This is a genomic window from Variovorax paradoxus, from assembly GCF_000834655.1.
Lineage (GTDB): Bacteria > Pseudomonadota > Gammaproteobacteria > Burkholderiales > Burkholderiaceae_C > Variovorax > Variovorax paradoxus_F.
The window spans coordinates 1-17301 of sequence record NZ_JXQQ01000098.1 but is presented as its reverse complement, the minus strand read 5'-3'; the positions used below and the strand labels follow the sequence as shown (position 1 = coordinate 17301).

At 70.1% G+C, this 17301-nt stretch carries 11 protein-coding genes; 7 read left to right on the top strand and 4 right to left on the bottom strand.

What is annotated here, in order from left to right:
- Positions 1-131 precede the first annotated feature (131 nt).
- Entirely contained in the window at positions 132-764 is a 633-nt protein-coding gene (locus RT97_RS28430; protein ID WP_042582210.1) for a cysteine hydrolase family protein, read from the bottom strand.
- 95 nt (positions 765-859) lie between these two features.
- On the opposite strand from RT97_RS28430, the gene RT97_RS28425 reads away from it, so the two are divergent.
- Positions 860-1837, top strand: coding sequence for a GlxA family transcriptional regulator (locus RT97_RS28425; RefSeq protein WP_042582209.1), 978 nt, complete (start codon positions 860-862; stop codon positions 1835-1837).
- Positions 1838-1925: 88 nt separating this feature from the next.
- Here RT97_RS28425 and RT97_RS28420 read toward each other — a convergent pair whose 3' ends face one another.
- The 3 genes from RT97_RS28420 to RT97_RS28410 form a co-directional block, all read right to left on the bottom strand.
- The gene (locus RT97_RS28420; RefSeq protein ID WP_155403920.1) at positions 1926-3923 is read right to left on the bottom strand and encodes a hybrid sensor histidine kinase/response regulator; all 1998 of its coding nucleotides are present in this window, start codon (positions 3921-3923) and stop codon (positions 1926-1928) included.
- Entirely contained in the window at positions 3920-5017 is a 1098-nt protein-coding gene (locus RT97_RS28415; RefSeq protein ID WP_172672264.1) for an ABC transporter substrate binding protein, read from the bottom strand. Before RT97_RS28415 ends, RT97_RS28420 begins: the two co-directional genes overlap by 4 nt.
- A 151-nt stretch (positions 5018-5168) precedes the next feature.
- Positions 5169-7061 carry an ATP-binding response regulator gene (locus RT97_RS28410; RefSeq protein ID WP_042582208.1) on the bottom strand — a complete coding sequence of 631 codons (1893 nt, stop codon included), beginning with the start codon at positions 7059-7061 and terminating at the stop codon, positions 5169-5171.
- 163 nt (positions 7062-7224) lie between these two features.
- Between RT97_RS28410 and phnD (RT97_RS28405) the strand changes: the two genes are divergently transcribed.
- From phnD (RT97_RS28405) to tagF, 6 genes are all read left to right on the top strand, one after another.
- Complete coding sequence (phnD, locus tag RT97_RS28405; RefSeq protein ID WP_080898465.1) at positions 7225-8262, top strand: phosphate/phosphite/phosphonate ABC transporter substrate-binding protein; 1038 nt, start codon at positions 7225-7227, stop codon at positions 8260-8262.
- Between the two features lie 145 nt (positions 8263-8407).
- Positions 8408-9436, top strand: a complete 1029-nt coding sequence (phnD, locus tag RT97_RS28400; RefSeq protein ID WP_042582207.1) for a phosphate/phosphite/phosphonate ABC transporter substrate-binding protein — start codon at positions 8408-8410, stop codon at positions 9434-9436.
- Positions 9437-9593: 157 nt separating this feature from the next.
- A complete protein-coding gene (gene tssK / locus RT97_RS28395; protein WP_042582206.1) occupies positions 9594-10925 on the top strand; it encodes a type VI secretion system baseplate subunit TssK in 1332 nt (443 codons plus the stop codon).
- A gap of 142 nt (positions 10926-11067) precedes the next feature.
- Positions 11068-12432, top strand: coding sequence for a DotU family type VI secretion system protein (locus RT97_RS28390; protein WP_042582205.1), 1365 nt, complete (start codon positions 11068-11070; stop codon positions 12430-12432).
- Positions 12429-16028: a type VI secretion system membrane subunit TssM gene (gene tssM, locus RT97_RS28385; protein WP_042582204.1), complete on the top strand. Its 3600-nt coding sequence runs from the start codon at positions 12429-12431 to the stop codon at positions 16026-16028. The genes RT97_RS28390 and tssM overlap by 4 nt, the downstream gene beginning before the upstream one ends.
- Entirely contained in the window at positions 16025-16663 is a 639-nt protein-coding gene (tagF, locus tag RT97_RS28380; protein ID WP_042582203.1) for a type VI secretion system-associated protein TagF, read from the top strand. Before tssM ends, tagF begins: the two co-directional genes overlap by 4 nt.
- The last annotated feature ends 638 nt before the right edge of the window (positions 16664-17301 follow it).

Genomic DNA, 17301 nt, shown 5'->3' with positions numbered 1-17301 from the left:
TTCGCCCCTCCTCCTTGATTTCGCTGCGGGGAGTACCCGACGCCCCACGCACGAGGGGCGCTCCGCTTGTGCGGGCCGATCAACAAGTGCTCTGAAAGATCACGCGTCGGCGTGATCTCCGCCCCGAAATCTCAAACCCCGCGTGCGCGGCGGTTGGACATGACCACGTTGTCCTTCGCGATGACCTGGCCTTCCTGCATCGCGGCGATCCATGCGGCGGTGGTCGTCACGGCCGCGAAGTTGCTGTGGAACACCACGCTGAAGACGCGGTGGATTTCTTCCGCGGTCACCTTGCCTGCCGCGTTTTCATACGGCAGCGCGCCGCTCGCGTCCACGAGGAACTCCACGTTCAGGCCGCGGTGCATCGCCTCGAACACGGTCGAGGCATCGCAGTTCTGCGTCATGTAGCCGGCCACGCTCAGCGTGTCGATCTCGTGGCGGGTGAGCCAGTCGGCGAAGTCGGTGCCGGTGAACACGCTCGGGAAGGTCTTGGTGACCAGGTGGTCGCGCGGCCGGTTCGCGACCTCGGGGTGGAGCTGGCCGTTGTGGGTGTCGGCCTGGAACACCGGCGCGCCCTTGGGGGCGTGGTGTCGGACCACGACGACCGGCACGCCGGCGGCGTGGGCGGCATCCATGGCGCGGGTCACGTTGGGCAGCGTGTCCAGGATGGGCGGGTACTCGATCGGCAGGCCGCCGCCTTCGAAGTATTCGTTCTGCACGTCGATCACGACGAGGGCGCGGCGCGGGGTGGGGGTGTTGCTCATGTCTTGCTCCTTCTCGGTGGGTATGGGCTCGATTGTTCGCTTTGCGCGGTGTTGCCGAAAGTGGCCCGATAGCCATTCATCGATAAGATCGGGCCATGTCTGCGTCTACCACCGAAACCATCGCCGTCGTGGCCTTCGACGGCATCAGCCCTTTTCACCTCTCGGTGCCCTGCATGGTGTTCGGCGAAGACCGCACCGACACCGGCGCACCGCGTTTTCGCATGCGCGTGTGCGCACCGGAGCCGGGCGCGCTGCAGACCAATGCGGGCTTCGAGCTGGTGGTGCCGCATGGGCTGGAGGCGCTGCGCCGCGCGCAGATCGTGGTCGTGCCTTCGTGGCGCGACGACGGCCGGCCCGCGCCGCCCGCGTTGATCCGCGCGCTGCAGGCGGCGCACCGGCGGGGCGCGACGGTGATGGGCCTGTGCCTCGGCGCGTTCGTGCTGGCCGAGGCCGGGCTGCTCGACGGACGGCCGGCCACCACGCACTGGAACCTCGCCGCCGCGTTCGCCAAGCAATACCGGAAGGTGAAGCTGCAGCCCGAGGTGCTGTACGTGGACGACGGCGACGTGCTCACCTCCGCCGGAACGGCTGCGGGCATCGACTGCTGCCTGCACCTTCTGCGCGTGCGCTACGGCGCCGAGACGGCGAACCGCGCCGCACGGCGCATGGTGGTCGCGCCGCACCGGCAGGGCGGGCAGGCGCAATACATCCAGCAGCCCATGCCTGCCACCGCGGAGCGCGACCGGCTCGCGCCGCTGCTCGAATGGCTGGGCGAGCACCTGGACGTTCCGCACGAACTGGACAACCTCGCGCGCCGCGCCTTGATGAGCCGGCGCACCTTCACGCGGCGCTTTCGCGAATCGACGGGAACGACGGTGGGGCAGTGGATACAGAACCAGCGCCTCGCACTGGCCCAGCGCCTGCTGGAGACGACGGACCATCCGGTCGAGCGCATCGCGACCGGCGCGGGCTTCGGCTCGGCGGTATCGCTGCGCAAGCACTTCACCTCGGCGTTCAAGGTGTCGCCGACGGTGTACCGGCGGCAGTTCTCGCGCGCGGACGACGCGGCTTGAAGCGCCACCATCACCACCACCGTTCGGGCTGAGCCTGTCGAAGCCTTGCGCGGCGCTTCGACAAGCTCAGCGTGAACGGTTCTTGGGTTCAAGCCACGTGCGCATGCCGCCGCGTGGTGAGCAGCGCCCGCAGCTTGGCCGGCGGCACCGGCTTGGTCAGCAGCATCACGCCGCCATGCCGCAGCCGTTGCAGCACCTCGGGCCCGGTCGCGCCCGACACCAGCACCGCGAGCGCATCGGGCTGCAGGCGCTTGGCGGCCTCGATCACGTCCACGCCGTCGCCTTCGCCGGCCAGCTGCAGGTCGCACAGCACGGCGTCGAAGTGGATGTCGCCGGTGCCCAGCCGCGCGATGGCCTCGGCGCCGGTGGTCACGCATTCGACCTCGCAGCCCCACTGCGCAAGCAGCGCGCGGCTGCCGTCGAGGATGGCGGGGTCGTCGTCCACCACCAGGCAGCGCAGGCCCGCGAGCGGCGCGGCCATCACGGGCGGGGGCTCGGGCAACACGACGTCGGCGGCACGCGCCGCGGGCAGCGTGAAGGCGAAGGTGCTGCCGGCCTGCAGCGCCGAGCGCACCGTGATGCGGGTGCCCAGCAGCGTCGCGATGCGCGCGCAGATCGCCAGGCCAAGGCCGAAGCCCCGGCGGCGGTCGCGCTCGGTGTTCGCCACCTGGTAGAACTCCTCGAAGATCCGGCCCTGGTGGATCGGCGCGATGCCCACGCCGTTGTCGCGCACCTCGATGCGCACGCCCGCCGGGCTGCGTCGCGCGGCCACCAGCACGGTGCCGCCTTCGGGCGCATGGCGCAGCGCGTTGGTCACCAGGTTGTTGACGATGCGCTGCAGCATCGCCGCATCGGTGCGCACCGCGAGACCCCGGTCGCTCCAGCGCAGCCGCACGCGCGCCTCGCTGGCGGCGGCGGCATGCTGCGCATCGAGCTGGTCGAAGAGGGCGGCCAGCGAGATCCGGGTGATGGCCGGCGTGAGCACCTGCGCATCGAGCCGCGAGATCTCCAGCAGGTCGTCCAGCAGCACGCCCATGAATTCGGTGCTCTCCTGCAGGCGCAGCACGGCCGGGCGCTGCGCGGCGGTGGCGGTGGGCAGCAGGCCGTCGATGAAGAGGCCCATCGCATGCAGCGGCTGGCGCAGGTCGTGGCTCGCGGCCGCGAGAAAGCGCGCGCGCGAGAGCGCGGCCTGCTCGGCCTCGGCCATGCGCTGCAACGCGACGGCGGTGGCCTCGCGCACCCGCTCCTCGCTCACCTGCCGGTTGTGCTGCAGGCGCTCGGCGAGGCGGTCGATGTCGTGCGCGAGCACGGCCAGCTCGTGAGTGCCGCGCGTGCCGCCCTCCACGACTTCGCAGCGCATGTCGAAGTGGCCCGCTTCCAGCGCGGCGACGGTGCGCGAGACGCGCCTGAGAGGCCGCGCCACCGTGCGCGCCATGTGGCGCACCGAGGCCCATGCGGCCAGCAGCGCCACCAGCGCGATGCCGATGCCCGCGATGAGCGAGCGGCTGCGCTCGCGCGCATAGGCTGTGGTGTCGCGGAAGGTCTGCACCAGGCCGATGGGCGTCTCACCCGCGGCGGTGGAGCCGGCGGGCGCGAAGGCGCTGGCGCGCGAGGCTTCGCGCAGCGTGACCGGCGAGGTGAACATGCGCAGTTGCGCGAGCGATTCGGTCTTGGGCCCGGCCGTCACGTACACGCCCGCGCTGTTGCTGATCTCCACCCGCATCACCTGGCCGCCGCGCAGCGCCGCGTTGGCCACGTTCTGCAGTGCCGGCACGTCGCCGGCGTAGAGGCTCAGGTCGCTCATCGCCGCCACCTGGCGCGCCACGGCCTGGCCCTCGGCGTCGAACTGGGCTTCGAGCGTCTGCAGTCGGTTGTGGGTGAACCAGCCGGTGAGCGCGAGCGCCACCGCCGCGCAGGGCACCACGCCCAGGCGGAACAGGTCGCGCTGCAGGTTGCCGCGCACGACCAGCGTGCTCGAGTTGCCCGGGGTGCCGGGGTTGCGCGCGGCGGCCGCGGGATCGGCCGGCATGGCCGCACCCGTCGCCCCGGCGGGCGCCGAGGCTTCGGCGGGTCGTGCGGTGCTCATCGCGTGGCCGCGAGCCGGTCGGTCAGTTCCCGTTCCTCCGGCAGACGGAGGCCCAGTCCGCGTGCCACGGTGGCGTTGACGCGCACGGTGGCCGGCGTCGCCGCCTCCACCAGCGGGCTGTTGTTGCCGCTGTTGCCCGCGCTCGCCACCTTCTGGCCGAGCAGGCGCGCCTGCTGCGCGAGCTGCGAGGGCGTCGAGACCGCGGCGGCCAGGCCGCCGGAGCGCACCAGTCCTTCGCTCGCGCCGAACACCGGCAGGCCCGCGCCCGCACCCGCGCGCAGCACCGAGAGCGCGGCGGCCTGGTTGTCTCCGATCAGGTCGGGCAGCACCATCAGGGCATCGCTCATCGGCACCACGGTGCGCAGCGCGGCGGCGAGCGATTTGGCATCGGGCGCGTACTCGACGCGCACGTCCCACGCCGGGTTCGCGCCTTGCGCGGCGCGCTGCAGTTCGCGCACCAGCGGCTCCGATTCGGGCGTGGCGACCACGCCGATGCGGTGCTTCTGCGGCAGCACCGCGCCGATGAGCGCGAGCTGGTCGGCCATGGCCGGGTCGCGCAGCAGCACGCCCACGCGCCGGTCGCCGCGCTTCAACGCCGGGCTCGCGGCCTTGAGGGTTTCGTAGTCGAGGCGGCTCAACATCGCGAGCACCAGCGGCTCCTGGCCCGGCCGCTCGATGGCGGCGCGCGCGGCGGCCACGCCGACCGCCAGGGTGAGGTTCGCGTCGGCGGCCGAGGGCCGCATGCTGCGGGTGCGCACGCCGGCGTTCGCACGAGGCTCGGCATCGGTGCCGGTGCCGGTGCTGGCCGTCTCGATGGTCTGGGGCATCTCCCCGGTCGGCGAGAGCCGCACCAGCTCGAAGCGGCCGCCCGGCTCCTGGCTCGCGCGCAGCTGCTGCACGAATTCCGAATGCGCTGCGTTGTCGTCGCTCATGAGCACGGTGAGGCTGGCGGCCGCCGCGGCGCGGCTGCCCGTGGAGAGGCCCGCAAGCCCGATCGCCACCCCCACGGTCAGCCCGAAGGCCAGCACCGCGCGCGCAGCGCCGCGAAGCCTTCCGCGGAAGGGTGTGGAGGGGTGTTTCGCGACGACGGACATGTGACTGCTTCTGCAGCGAGGGTGCATGACCCAATGTAAGGACGCGCCCCCGTTCGCGCGATAAGGCGGAGGGGCTATGTCAGTCGCCGCGACCCCGTGCCAGCGTGACGAACCGCACGGCGCGGCGGCCGCACGGCCTATGTCCGATGGTCTATGCGTCGGTGTGGAGCAGCGCGGCGGCGCGCTGGGCCTGGATCGCCTGGCGCAGCACGCGCGGCGACACCGGCTTGTAGAGCACGGTGATGCCGGCGCTCGCCACTTCGCGCAAGCGGTCGGGCTTGGTCTCGCCGGTCACCAGAAGGCGCGCCGTGCCGGCGCCGATGCCGCGCGGATGGCGCTCGAGCGCCGCGATCACGTCCAGGCCGTTGTCGCCGCCCTGCAGCAGCAGGTCGCTCACCACCACGTCGGGCGGGTGCTCCCAGGTGTCGGCCAGCGCGAGCGCCTCGGCGCGGGTCTGCGCGGCCATCACCTGGGCGCCCCAGTTGGCCAGCACCACGATCAGCCCTTCGAGGATGGTGCGCTCGTCGTCGATCACCAGGATGCGCAGGTTCGCCAGGCTCGCCTCCTCGTCCTCGATGCTCGCGGCCACGGGCGAGGGCACGGGCGCCGGCAGCGCCGCCGGCGCCGAGCGCACCAGCACCCGCACGCAGGTGCCCTTGTGCAGCCGGGAGCTGAGCTCCACGCGCGTGTTCAGCAGCTCGGCCAGCCGCTGCACGGTGGCCAGCCCCAGCCCCATGCCGCGGGCGCCGCGCGCCGCCTGGCGGCCGGTCGGCTCCACCTGGTAGAACTCCTCGAACACCCGCGTCTGGTGGTGCGCGGCGATGCCCACGCCGGTGTCCACCACGTCGATGCGCACGCCCTTGCCGCGGCGCCGCGCGCCGATCAGCACGCCGCCCTCGATGGTGTGGCGCAGCGAGTTCGACACCAGGTTGTTGAGGATGCGCGAGAGCATCACGTAGTCGCAGCGCACCCACAGCTCGGTCTTGCGCACCACCAGCCTGAGGCCCTGCTGCTCGGCCACCGGGCGGAAGTTGCGGCTGATCTCGTCGAACAGGCGGTCCAGCGGAAAGTCGGCCCACTGCGGCTGCAGCACGCCGGCATCGAGCTGCGAGAGGTTGAGCAGTTCGGAGAAGAGCCGGTCCAGCGACTCGACGCATTCGCGGATGTGGCCGATGCGCTGCAGCTTCACCGGATCGGTCTCGCCGTTGGCCAGCCCGTCCGAGAAGAGCGTGAGCGCATGCAGCGGCTGGCGCAGGTCGTGGCTGGCGGCGGCCAGCAGGCGCGTCTTGGCCTGGCTGGCCACTTCGAGCAGCGCGTTCTTGCGCGCGAGCTCCGAGGTGGCCTCGTTGATGCGGCTCTGCAGCAGCCGGCGGCTCTCGGCGAGCGCGCGCGCCGCGTGGTTGAAGCCCAGCTGCAGGTGCTGCACCTCCAGCGTGCCCTCGATGGCCACGCTCGCGTCCTCGCCGGCGCCCAGGCGGTCGACCGCCTTGCCCAGCGCGCGGATCGGCTCGCTGATGCGCCGCGCCGCCCACCAGCCGGCCAGCCCCACGCCCACCAGGCTGAACGCCAGCACCACCGCCACGTTGAGCCAGACCGAGCGCCGGGCGTTCTGCACCGCCGAGAGGCCGATCTCGACCATCACCTTGCCGTTGTGCCGCCCGTCGTCGGCCACGATCGGCACCACCACCTGAAGGCCCTCGTCGCGCGCGCGGTCGACGGTCTCGGAATTGGCCACGATCTCGCCGTCTTCGGTCCAGATCTGCACCTGCTGCACGTGCGGCTGGAAGGTGCCCGACTGGGCCGTGCGCTGCAGGGCGCGCTTGTCCATGCGCGAGAGCGGCGCCTGCGCCACCGTGGCCACCTGCAGCGCCACCGTCTGCGCATTGGCGCGCATCAGCTCGGTGAGGTTGCCCAGGTGCTGGCGCGTGAGCACCGCAATCGCGGTCAGCGTGGCGGCGGTGGCCGGCACCAGCGCCAGCAGGATCAGCTGCTGGGCGAAGGTGAGGCGTGCAAGCCGCCGCAGGACGCGGAAGTTCCAGTTCATCGATGCATTGAGCCCATGGGGCGCGAGCTTATGGGCGCGGTGCCGAACATGGAAGACAGGAAAAACATCACGAAGTTAACTTGTATTTGAGATTTAATGGCGTCCGATTCGCCCATGTTAGACCCGCTGGTCCGCAGCGGCCCTACGCCTTTCGGCTCCCAAGATGCTGGTTTCCCTGCGCTTTTCCGCCATTTTTCCTGCCGCATTCCGGGCGGCGGCCCTGGCGTTTTTCTTCGGCCTGCCGATGGCCGCCGGTGCCCAGGCCACCCCGCCGGACAACGTCCCCGTGCGCTTCGGCATCCTGCCGCTGGGCGGCGCCTTCGAGTCGCGCAGCGACTGGGACCCGCTCCTGGCCGAGCTGAGCCGCGCCATCAACCGCCCGGTGAGCGTGCTCTCGGTCAACTCGTACGAGGCGCTGGAGCAGGCCATCCAGCGCGACGAGGTCGACATGGCCTTCCTCTCGGGAAAGATGGCGCTCGATGCCGTGACGCAGCGCCGCATGAAGGTGGTGGCGCAGGTCGTTCGCCACGACGGCCTCGCGGGGTATCGCGCGCTGATCCTGTCGCGCAAGACGCCGCCCCTCAATACGCTGAAGAACCTGCTGGACCAGCCCGACCGCTGGCGCCTCGCGCGCGGCGAGAAGCAGTCGGTGTCGGGCTTCATCGTGCCGCAGCTGCAGCTCTTCCTGCCGAACCACATCGCGATGGAGACACGCTTCCAAAGCGAGATCGTGGGCACCCACCAGACCAACGCGCTGGCCGTGGCCAACAGCGAAGCCGACGTGGCCACCAACAACTCGGCCGACTTCGAGCGCTTCAAGCTGCGCTTTCCGGCCGAGGCCGGGCGGCTGCAGGTGCTGTGGGAGTCGGAGCTCATTCCGCATGCGCAGATCGTGGTGCGGCGCGAATACCCGGCCGAACTGCGCACCCGCGTGCAGGCGTTCCTTACCGCCTACGGCCGCGGCAAGGGCCCGCGCGGCGATGCCGAGCGCGTGGTGCTCAAGTCGCTGCACGACCTGGCAGGCTTCGTGGCCGCCAACAACAGCTCGCTGCAGCCGGCCGCCAAGCTGGCCTACCAGCTGGCCAGGCAGAACGCGGTGACGGCCCAATGGGTGAACGACGCCGCGCGGCAGGCGCGGCTGCAACGCATCGAGAGCGGCTACGCTGAACAGGTCAGTGTGCTCAAAGACGTGAGTCCCTGATATGGCGCTCCCCCAGGCTTCGCGCACTTCGTGTCGCTTCTCCTACCCCCTCGCCGGGGGCAACACCGGCGGCCCGGCGGAGCCGGTTCCGCGGTGTTCCCGGCCATGGGCGTGCCGTTTGCATGCGTCTTGGCTCACGCGGCTGATGGCGGCAACGCTGGCCCTGGGCAGTTCCATCGTTGTCGCAGCTGCGCTGGCCCTGCCGTCGCCGGCGCTGGCGCAGGTCACGCACGAGAGATCCGCGCCCTCCCTGCAGGCCATCCGCTTCGGCGTGCTCCCGCTGGGCGGCACCGTCGAATCGCGGGCCCTCTGGACGCCGTTCATGGCCGACATGAGCCGCGCGCTCGGCATTCCGGTCAATGCCTATTCGGTGCCCTCTTACGAGGAGCTCGACCGCGCCATCGGCCGCGACGAGATCGACATGGCCTTCCTCTCGGCCAAGATGGCGCTCGACGCCGTGATGCAGCGCCGCATGAAGGTGGTGGCGCAGATCGCCCGGCGCCCCGGCATGCCCGAGCACCGCGCGGTGCTGCTGGCCCGCAAGACCGGCCCGCTCAACACCTTGGAAGGCATGCTCGCCCAGCCCGAGCGCTGGCGCCTCGCGCGCGGCGACAGCCGCTCGGTCACCGGCTTCGTCGTGCCGCAGAGCCAGCTCTTCCTGCCGAACAACATCGAGATGGAGACGCGCTTTCGCAGCGAATTCATCGGCACCCATCAGGCCACTGCGCTGGCCGTGGCCAACGGCGATGCCGACGTGGCCACCAACAACACCACCGACCTGGAGCGTTTCCGCCAGCAGTTTCCGATCGAGGCCGAGCGGCTGCAGGTCATCTGGCAGTCCGAGCCGCCGCCCGGCGCGCCGATGGTGGTGCGGCGCAACTACCCGCCCGAATTCCAGGCGAAGCTGCAGAACTTCCTCGTCAACTACGGGCAAGGCAAGGGCCCGCGCGCCGATGCCGAGCGCGAGGTGCTCAAGAACCTGCGCGCCACCTACGGCTACGTGGCGGTCGACGACAGCGCGCTGCTGTCCGAAGCGCGGCTCGAATACCAGCTGGGCAAGCAGCGCGCCATGGCCGCCGCGTGGGTGAACGAGGCAGCGCGCGCGCAGCGGCTGCAGCGCATCGAGAAGGCCTACGCCGAGCAGGTCGAGACATTGCGCGCCGGCGGACGCTGAGGCGCTTCGCGTTTCGAAATCTCCGGGGCGGTGTACTAGTCCCTTCGCCGTAGCTCCAAACCCCTGCATCTAGGCCATTAGGCGGATTTGCCCGCCGCTCCGCGCGCCGGAAACTTCGTGTTTCTTTCAGGCAACCCTTGCCGTTGACGGAGTGCGGATGAGTTGGCGAACAAAAGTGGTCTGGAGCGAGGGGATGCTGTTGCAGCCTCAGCACCTGCAGCAGAGCGAGCGTCATGCCGATCATGCAAGGCATGTGCTCTTGCGTTCGACCACCCCGTATGCCTGGGGTTTCGCCGAACTCGAGATCGACCAGGCCGCGCTCACGCTGGGCAAGCTGGCACTGGTGCGCGCGGTCGGCATCTTCGGCGACGGCACGGTGTTCGACATGCCGGCGGTCGATCCGCTGCCCGAGCCGATCGACATTCCTTCTTCCATGCGCGACGAGGCCGTGGTGCTCGCGCTGCCGCTGCGCCGCGCGGGGGCCCGCGAGGCCGATGCCGAAGACTATGAAGAGCTCGTGCGCCACCGCGTGCTCGAGTCGGAAGTGCCCGATTCCAACACCGCCGGCGAGCGCACCGCCATGCTGCAGCTGGGCCAGCTGCACACGCGCCTCATGCGCGCCGGCGAAGCGACCGACGCCTGGACCACCATGGGCGTGGCCCGCGTGGTCGAGCGCCGCACCGACAACCAGGTGCAGCTCGAGCGCGGGATGATCCCGCCCCTCCTGGACGTGGCCGCCCACGCCGTGATCCGCGCCTGGCTCGACGAGCTGCTGGGGCTCCTGCGCCAGCGCGGCGAGGCGCTGGCTGGGCGCATGACGCAGGGCGGCACCGGCGGCGTGGCCGAGATCGCCGACTTCATGCTGCTGCAGGCGGTGAACCGCAACGAGGCCATCTTTGCGCACCTGGCAAAGAGCGCGATGCTGCACCCGCAGCACTTCTTCGAGCACGCGATCGGCCTGGCCGGCGACCTCTCGAGCTTTCGGGATTCGCGCCGCGTGGCGCGCTTCGGGCCCTACATCCATGACGACCTCGCGCTGAGCTTCCGTCCGGTGATGGACGACCTGCGCCGCAGCCTCTCGATGGTGTTCGAGCAGTCGGCCATCCGCATCGAACTGCACGACCGCAAGCACGGCGTGCGCGTGGCGATGGTCACGGACGTCGAATTGCAGCGCAAGGCCACATTCGTGCTCGCGGTGAACGCGAACATGCCCAGCGAGGCGCTGCGCGCGCGCTTCCCCACGCAGGTGAAGATCGGCCCGGTCGAGCGCATCCGCGACCTGGTGAACCTGGCGCTCCCGGGGGTCACGCTCACGCCGATGCCGGTCGCGCCGCGGCAGATCCCGTTCCACACGGGCGCCAACTATTTCGAGCTCGAAACGCGCAACAGCGACCTGTGGCGCCAGCTCGAGCAATCCGGCGGCATCGCGATGCACATCGCCGGCGACTTTCCAGGCCTCGATCTCGCGTTCTGGGCCATTCGGTCATGAAGCCACAAGCCGCCCTCCACACCGTTCGCCCTGAGCTTGTCGAAGGGCCGGGCACCGCGCACAAGGCTTCGACAAGCTCGGCCCGAACGGCTCTGTTGCTGACCAGGTGGCCGCCGCCGCATGGACGGCCCGAGGTAACCCCATGAGCACACCCCCCGATCCCTTCGCCGCCTTCGAGTCGGAGCGCACGGTCATCAAGCCCAAGCCGCGCACCCCGGCCGGCACGCCGCCGGCCGCGGCGCCGGCACCGTTCTTCGGCGGCGCCGATCCGACGCCCGTGGCCGAGGTTGGCGACATCGGCCTGCTCAATCCGCTGGTGTCGGCGGCGGGCAAGCTGCTGGTGCTGATCGGCAAGCTGCGCAACCTCGCGCAGCCGCCCAACGTGCCAGCGCTGCGCGCCTCCACCGCCGATGCGGTGAACCAGTTCGATGCCAGCGCGCGCCGCGCGGGCGTGAGCAACGAATCGGTGCTCGCCGCGCGCTACGTGCTGTGCACCGCGCTCGACGAGGCCGTGGCCAACACGCCCTGGGGCGTGCAGGCCGGCTGGAACAAGCAGAGCCTGCTGGTGCAGTTCCACAACGAGACCTGGGGCGGCGAAAAGGTGTTCCAGCTTCTCGCCAAGCTCGCGCAGGACGTGCCCACGCACCGCCAGTTGCTCGAACTCATCTACAGCGTGCTCGCGCTCGGCTTCGAAGGCCGCTACCGCGTGGTCGACAACGGCCGCGCGCAACTCGATTCGGTGCGTCAGCGCCTGGCCGACCTGATCGCCAAGGATCGCCCCCAGGTCGAGCCCGAACTCTCGCCGCACTGGCGCGGGCAGGGCGCGGGCACGGTGCGGCTGCGCGAATCGCTGCCGCTGTGGGTGTTCGCGGCGGGCTTCGCCTTCCTGCTCGCGCTCGCGTGGGTCGGCATGCGGCTCATGCTGAACAATCGCTCCGACACCACCTACGCGGCGGTTTCGGGCCTGCGCGTGCCCAACATCCAGATCGCGCCGCCGGCACCGCCCGCGAAGACGCCGCGCCTCGCGCGCTTCCTCGAACCTGAAGTGAAGCAAGGCCTCGTGACCGTGACCGACGAGGCCGACCGCAGCGTGGTGCGCCTGCGCGGCGATTCGTTCTTCGGTTCCGGCAGCGCCGAGCCGATGCCCGCTTCGCTGCCGGTGCTGCGCCGCATCGGGCAGGCGCTGGCCGAGGTGAAGGGCGACGTGCTCATCACCGGCCACTCCGACAACCAGCCGATCCGCTCGCTGCGCTACCCGTCGAACTGGCACCTCTCGGCCGCGCGGGCCGATGCGGTGAAGGGTGCGCTCACCACGCTGGTCGACCCCGCGCGCATGCGCTCGGACGGCAAGGCCGATGCCGAGCCCGTGGCCGCCAACGACTCGCCCGCCAACCGCGCGCGCAACCGCCGCGTGGACATCGTGCTGCTGACCGAGCCCGAGCGCGTCGCCGCTTCCGCCGCACCGGCCCCGACCCCGGCTGCTCCCGTTCCAGGAGCGACGAAATGATCAAGAAAATCTTCGGCTTCCTGTTCAGCCCGCTGCTGCTGACGCTGCTCGCGCTTCTCATCATCGGCCTCTTGATCTGGTGGATCGGCCCGCTGGTGAAGATCGGCGCGCTCGCGCCGCTGGAGAGCGAAACGGTGCGCGCCATCGTCATCGGCGTGATCGTGCTCCTGGTCGTGCTGCGCATGCTGTACCGCCGCTGGCGCGCGCGCCGCGCGAGCCAGCACCTGACCGACGGCCTCATGAAGGCGCCGACCGTCAAGACCGACGCACCGGTCAACGGCGAACAGAAGATCCTGGACACGCGCTTCAGCGAAGCCGTCGCCACGCTCAAGCAGATGCGCCTGCACGCCGCCGGCAAGAAGCCGGGCTGGCGCGACTGGATGTCGATCTCGGGCGGCAGCTACCTGTACGACCTGCCGTGGTACGTCTTCATCGGCGCACCGGGCGCGGGCAAGACCACGGCGCTCGTGAACTCGGGCCTCTCGTTCCCGCTCGCCGAGAAGTTCGGCCCCGGCGCGATCCGCGGCGTGGGCGGCACGCGCAACTGCGACTGGTGGTTCACCGACGAGGCGGTGCTCATCGACACCGCCGGCCGCTACACCACGCAGGACAGCCACCAGACCGAAGACAAGAACGCATGGGAAGGCTTCCTCGGCCTGCTCAAGAAGGCGCGCCCGCGCCGTCCGCTCAACGGCGTGTTCCTCACGGTGAGCGTGGCCGACCTGCTGAGCCAGGGGCCCGAGCAACGCACGCAGCTGGCCGCGTCGATCCGCGCGCGCCTGCTCGAACTCGACAGCAAGCTCACCACGCGCCTGCCGGTGTACGTGCTGGTCACCAAGAGCGACTTGCTCTACGGCTTCACCGACTACTTCGACGACCTGGGCAAGGAGCAGCGCGCGCAGGTCTTCGGCTTCACGCTGCCGGCCGACGAGAACGTGCAGACCGAGGAGAAAGGCCTCTCGACCGCCTTCCACCGCGAGTTCGCGCTGCTGCACAACCGCGTGAACGACGGCCTCATTCCGCGCATGCAGCGCGAGACCGACGGCGCGCGCCGCGCGGCGATCTTCGGGTTCCCGGCCCAGTTCGGTTCCATCGGCTCGCTGCTGTCGGACCTGCTGGACCAGGTGTTCACCGGATCGCGCTTCGCGCAGCCGCCGTGGGTGCGCGGCGTGTACTTCACCAGCGGCACGCAGGAAGGCAGCCCCATCGACCGCGTGATGGGCAGCCTCTCGCGCAGCTTCGGCATCGAGCGCGCGATGCTCGCGCCGCAGAAGTCGAGCGGGCGCAGCTACTTCCTCACTTCATTGCTGCGCGACGTGGTGTTCCCCGAGCAGCGCCTGGCCGGCGCCGACGTGAAGCTGGAGCGCCGCCGCCATTTGCTGCGCATGACGGGCGTGGCCGCGATGACGCTGGTCACTGTCGGCCTCATCGCGGGCTGGGGCTACAGCACCTGGCAGAACATGAACTACCTGAAGTCGGTCGAGGCCCGCGCCGTGCCGGCACAGAAGAGCCTGGCCAACCTGCCGGTGCAGCTGCAGAACCTTGTCGAGGTCGCCCCCGTGATGCAGGGCGTGCGCGACATCTGGAAGACCCCCGAGAACCGCCAGGGCGACGAGCCGCTCAGCATGACGCTGGGCCTCTACCAGGGCGACAAGCTCGACGCCGCCGCGCGCCTGGCGCACCAGCGCGCACTGAACGACGTGTTCCTGCCGCAGATCGCCAAGCGCATCGAGGACCAGCTGCGCACCGCGCAGAAGGACAACCTCGAATACACGTACGAAGCGCTCAAGAGCTACCTCATGCTCTACCAGCCCGAGCACTTCGACCCCGATGCGCTGAAGGCCTGGATCACGCTCGACTGGGCGCGCAACCTGGATCGCGGCATCCCCGAAGACCAGCGCATGGCGCTCGAAGACCAGCTCGACGTGCTCATCGCGCAGGGCCCGCCGCGCTCGCCGCTGAAGATGGACGAAAACCTGGTGCGCAGCGTGCGCGCCGTGCTCGCGAGCTATCCGCTGGAGCAGCGCGTCTTCAGCCGCCTCAAGCGCCAGCGCGCGACCAAGGACATCCCGGCCTTCAGCGTGGCGACGGCGGCCGGCCCCTCGGCGCCGCTCGTGTTCGAGCGCATCAGCGGCAAGCCGTTGACCGAAGGCGTGCCGGGCATGTTCACCTACGACGGTTATCACAAGCGCTTCCAGAACGAGGTGACGGTGCTCACCGGCCTGCTCGCCGCCGAGGACCCCTGGGTGCTCGGCCAGGACAAGGGCGCCGCCGACCGACTGCGCGACGTGGCCGCGCTCGGCGCGCTCACCGACCGCGTGCGCCGCCTGTACCTCGCCGAATACGTGAAGCAGTGGGAGGCGCTGCTCGGCGACGTGCGCCTCATCCGCGCCACCGGCCTGGACAAGAACATCGAGGCCGCGCGCATCCTCTCGGGCGTGAGTTCGCCGCTCGCGAACTTCCTGCGCGCCGTGGTGAAGGAAACCACGCTCATCCCCGCCGACCAACCGAAGGACGTGGTGAGCAAGGCCACCGCCACCGTCGCCAGCACCCGCAAGGGCCTGGAGGACCTCTTCGGCGGCGACCCCAACAAGCCGGTGGCGAGCGGCAAGCGCATCGAGAGCATCGTGGACGACCGCTTCGAGCCGCTGCGCCGGCTGGTCACCGCCGCCGCGCCCGGCCAGCCCGCGCCGCTGGACGATGCACTGAAGCTCTTCAACGAGGTGTACGTGTACCTGAACGCGGTCGACACGGCGGTGAAGGGCCGCACCTCGCCGCCGCCCGGCGACGTGGCCGGCAAGCTCAAGGCCGATGCGGGCCGCCTGCCCGAGCCGGTGCGCTCGATGGTGGAGAACCTGAGCCAGTCGGGCGCCGCGCAGGCGCAGGTGGCCGAGCGCGGCAACCTGAGCCAGGACCTGCGCCCCGTGACCGAGTTCTGCACGCGCGCCATCGCGGGCCGCTACCCGTTCTCGCCGACCAGCAAGCGCGACGTGCTGCCCGAGGACTTCGGCCAGATGTTCGGCGCCGGCGGCCTGATGGACGAGTTCTTCCAGAAGCGCCTGGCCGCACTGGTCGACACCAGCACGCGCCCGTGGCGCTACAAGCCCGTGGCCGAGCGCGGCGCGATCACCACGCAGGCGCTCGCGCAGTTCGAGCGCGCCGCGCGCATCAAGGACATCTTCTTCCGCGCCGGCGGCCGCGGCCCCTCGATGCGGCTGGATTTCAAGCCGGTGGAGATGGATGCGGGCATCACCCAGTTCATCCTCGACGTCGATGGCCAGCTCGTGAAGTACGCGCACGGCCCCGTGGTGCCGATGGCCGTGCAGTGGCCCGGCCCCAAGGGCAGCAACCAGGTGCGCATCCAGGTGAGCCCGCCGTCCACGACCGGCAGCTCGGGCTCGGCGGTCGATGGGCCGTGGGCGCTCTTCCGTGCGCTCGACGACGGGCAGCTCGAAGCGGGCGATGCACCCGAGAAGTTCTTCATCACCTTCCAGATCGGCGCGCGCAAGACGCGCTTCGAGGTGACGACCAACAGCGTGCAGCATCCGATCCGCCTGCGCGAGCTGCGGGAGTTTTCTTGTCCGGAGGGGTTGTGAGCCTGGCCTCTTCTTCCACTTCTTCTTCCCTCTTCGCCTCGGCCGAATTGCCCGGATGGTTCGGCAAGTTGCCGGGCATGGGTGACTTTGCGCACCGGCGGTTGCCGGAGTCGTTCCGCTCGGTGTGGGACCAGTGGCTGCAGCAGGGTCTTGCGCGGCTGCGGGATCGGCATGCGGACTGGACTGCGCATTACCTGGAGGCGCCGATCTGGTGCTTTGCGCTTGGGCCGCAGGTGGCCGGCGAGCGTGCGTGGATCGGTGTGTTGATGCCTTCTGTCGATGGCGTCGGACGGTACTTTCCGTTCACCCTGGCTGTCGAGTTGGGGGAGGTTTCGGATGTGCTCCAGGGGGAGGCGCTGGGTGCCGCGCTGCACTGGTGGGCGTTGGGGGTTCAGGCTGCGCTTGAGGGGCTCGAGGGCGATCTCGATGCGTTGCGGTTCGATGCGGTTCTGGGGCGGCTGTTCGTGACGGCTGCCGGGGAGGGGGGCGTTGGCGTCGAGTCGCTGGAGCTGCCTGCTGTGGGGGGCTCTTTGTGGCTTGGCGATCCGGCTGTTGAAGGTGGGGTTCGGATGCTTGCTGCTGGGCTGCCTCGGGATGCGCAGTTTGAAGCGTTGTTTCTTGGGGGTGGGGAATGACCTCCTGGGTTCTTCTTGCTTTCCGAGGCCGGGTCTCGCCCCGGCGGGCGACTTACTTTCTTTTGCTTCGCCAAAAGAACGTAAGCAAAGAAAAGGCGACCCTGCTGTCTGCGTCCCTTCGCTTCGCTACGGGCAACCTGCGGTGCTCGCGTTTCGCGGGGTCTCGCAGAACTCGCTTCGCTCAAACAGCTGCGAGCCCTGATCCGCGAAACGCTGCGCTCCTCGGCGCATACAGAAGGGCTTTCGGACGCGCCATCGCTGCGCTCGGCTTTCAAGGTATTGGCGGGCCTTCGCTTCGCTCGGCTCTTGGATTTACTCCCTCTCCTCTTGGGGAGAGGGTTGGGGTGAGGGCCGACGGCGCGGGAACATGCGCCGCCTCACCGCACAAGGCCGCTGCCCTCACCCCCGCCCTCTCCCCGAGGGGAGAGGGAGCAAGTCCGCCCCGCCCATCGAAGCGAAGCACAGCCCAACCGCAAGCAGCGTGGAGCAAACGCCAAAGCCCAAGCCGAGCGCAGCAAAGGCCCGCCCCCAAGCCAAGCGAAGCGATGGCGCTCCCGGCATCCACTCCCCTCTGGCTGCGCCGAGGAGCGCAGCGTTTCGCGGATCAGGGCTCGCCCTTGTTTGAGCGAAGCGAGTTT

Excerpts from the sequence above, each read along its gene's own strand:
- RT97_RS28430 (WP_042582210.1), bottom strand. The coding sequence starts at position 764 with ATGAGCAACACCCCCACCCCGCGCCGCGCCCTCGTCGTGATCGACGTG.
- RT97_RS28425 (WP_042582209.1), top strand. The coding sequence starts at position 860 with ATGTCTGCGTCTACCACCGAAACCATCGCCGTCGTGGCCTTCGACGGC.
- RT97_RS28420 (WP_155403920.1), bottom strand. The coding sequence starts at position 3,923 with ATGAGCACCGCACGACCCGCCGAAGCCTCGGCGCCCGCCGGGGCGACG.
- RT97_RS28415 (WP_172672264.1), bottom strand. The coding sequence starts at position 5,017 with ATGTCCGTCGTCGCGAAACACCCCTCCACACCCTTCCGCGGAAGGCTT.
- RT97_RS28410 (WP_042582208.1), bottom strand. The coding sequence starts at position 7,061 with ATGAACTGGAACTTCCGCGTCCTGCGGCGGCTTGCACGCCTCACCTTC.
- phnD (WP_080898465.1), top strand. The coding sequence starts at position 7,225 with ATGCTGGTTTCCCTGCGCTTTTCCGCCATTTTTCCTGCCGCATTCCGG.
- phnD (WP_042582207.1), top strand. The coding sequence starts at position 8,408 with ATGGCGGCAACGCTGGCCCTGGGCAGTTCCATCGTTGTCGCAGCTGCG.
- tssK (WP_042582206.1), top strand. The coding sequence starts at position 9,594 with ATGAGTTGGCGAACAAAAGTGGTCTGGAGCGAGGGGATGCTGTTGCAG.
- RT97_RS28390 (WP_042582205.1), top strand. The coding sequence starts at position 11,068 with ATGAGCACACCCCCCGATCCCTTCGCCGCCTTCGAGTCGGAGCGCACG.
- tssM (WP_042582204.1), top strand. The coding sequence starts at position 12,429 with ATGATCAAGAAAATCTTCGGCTTCCTGTTCAGCCCGCTGCTGCTGACG.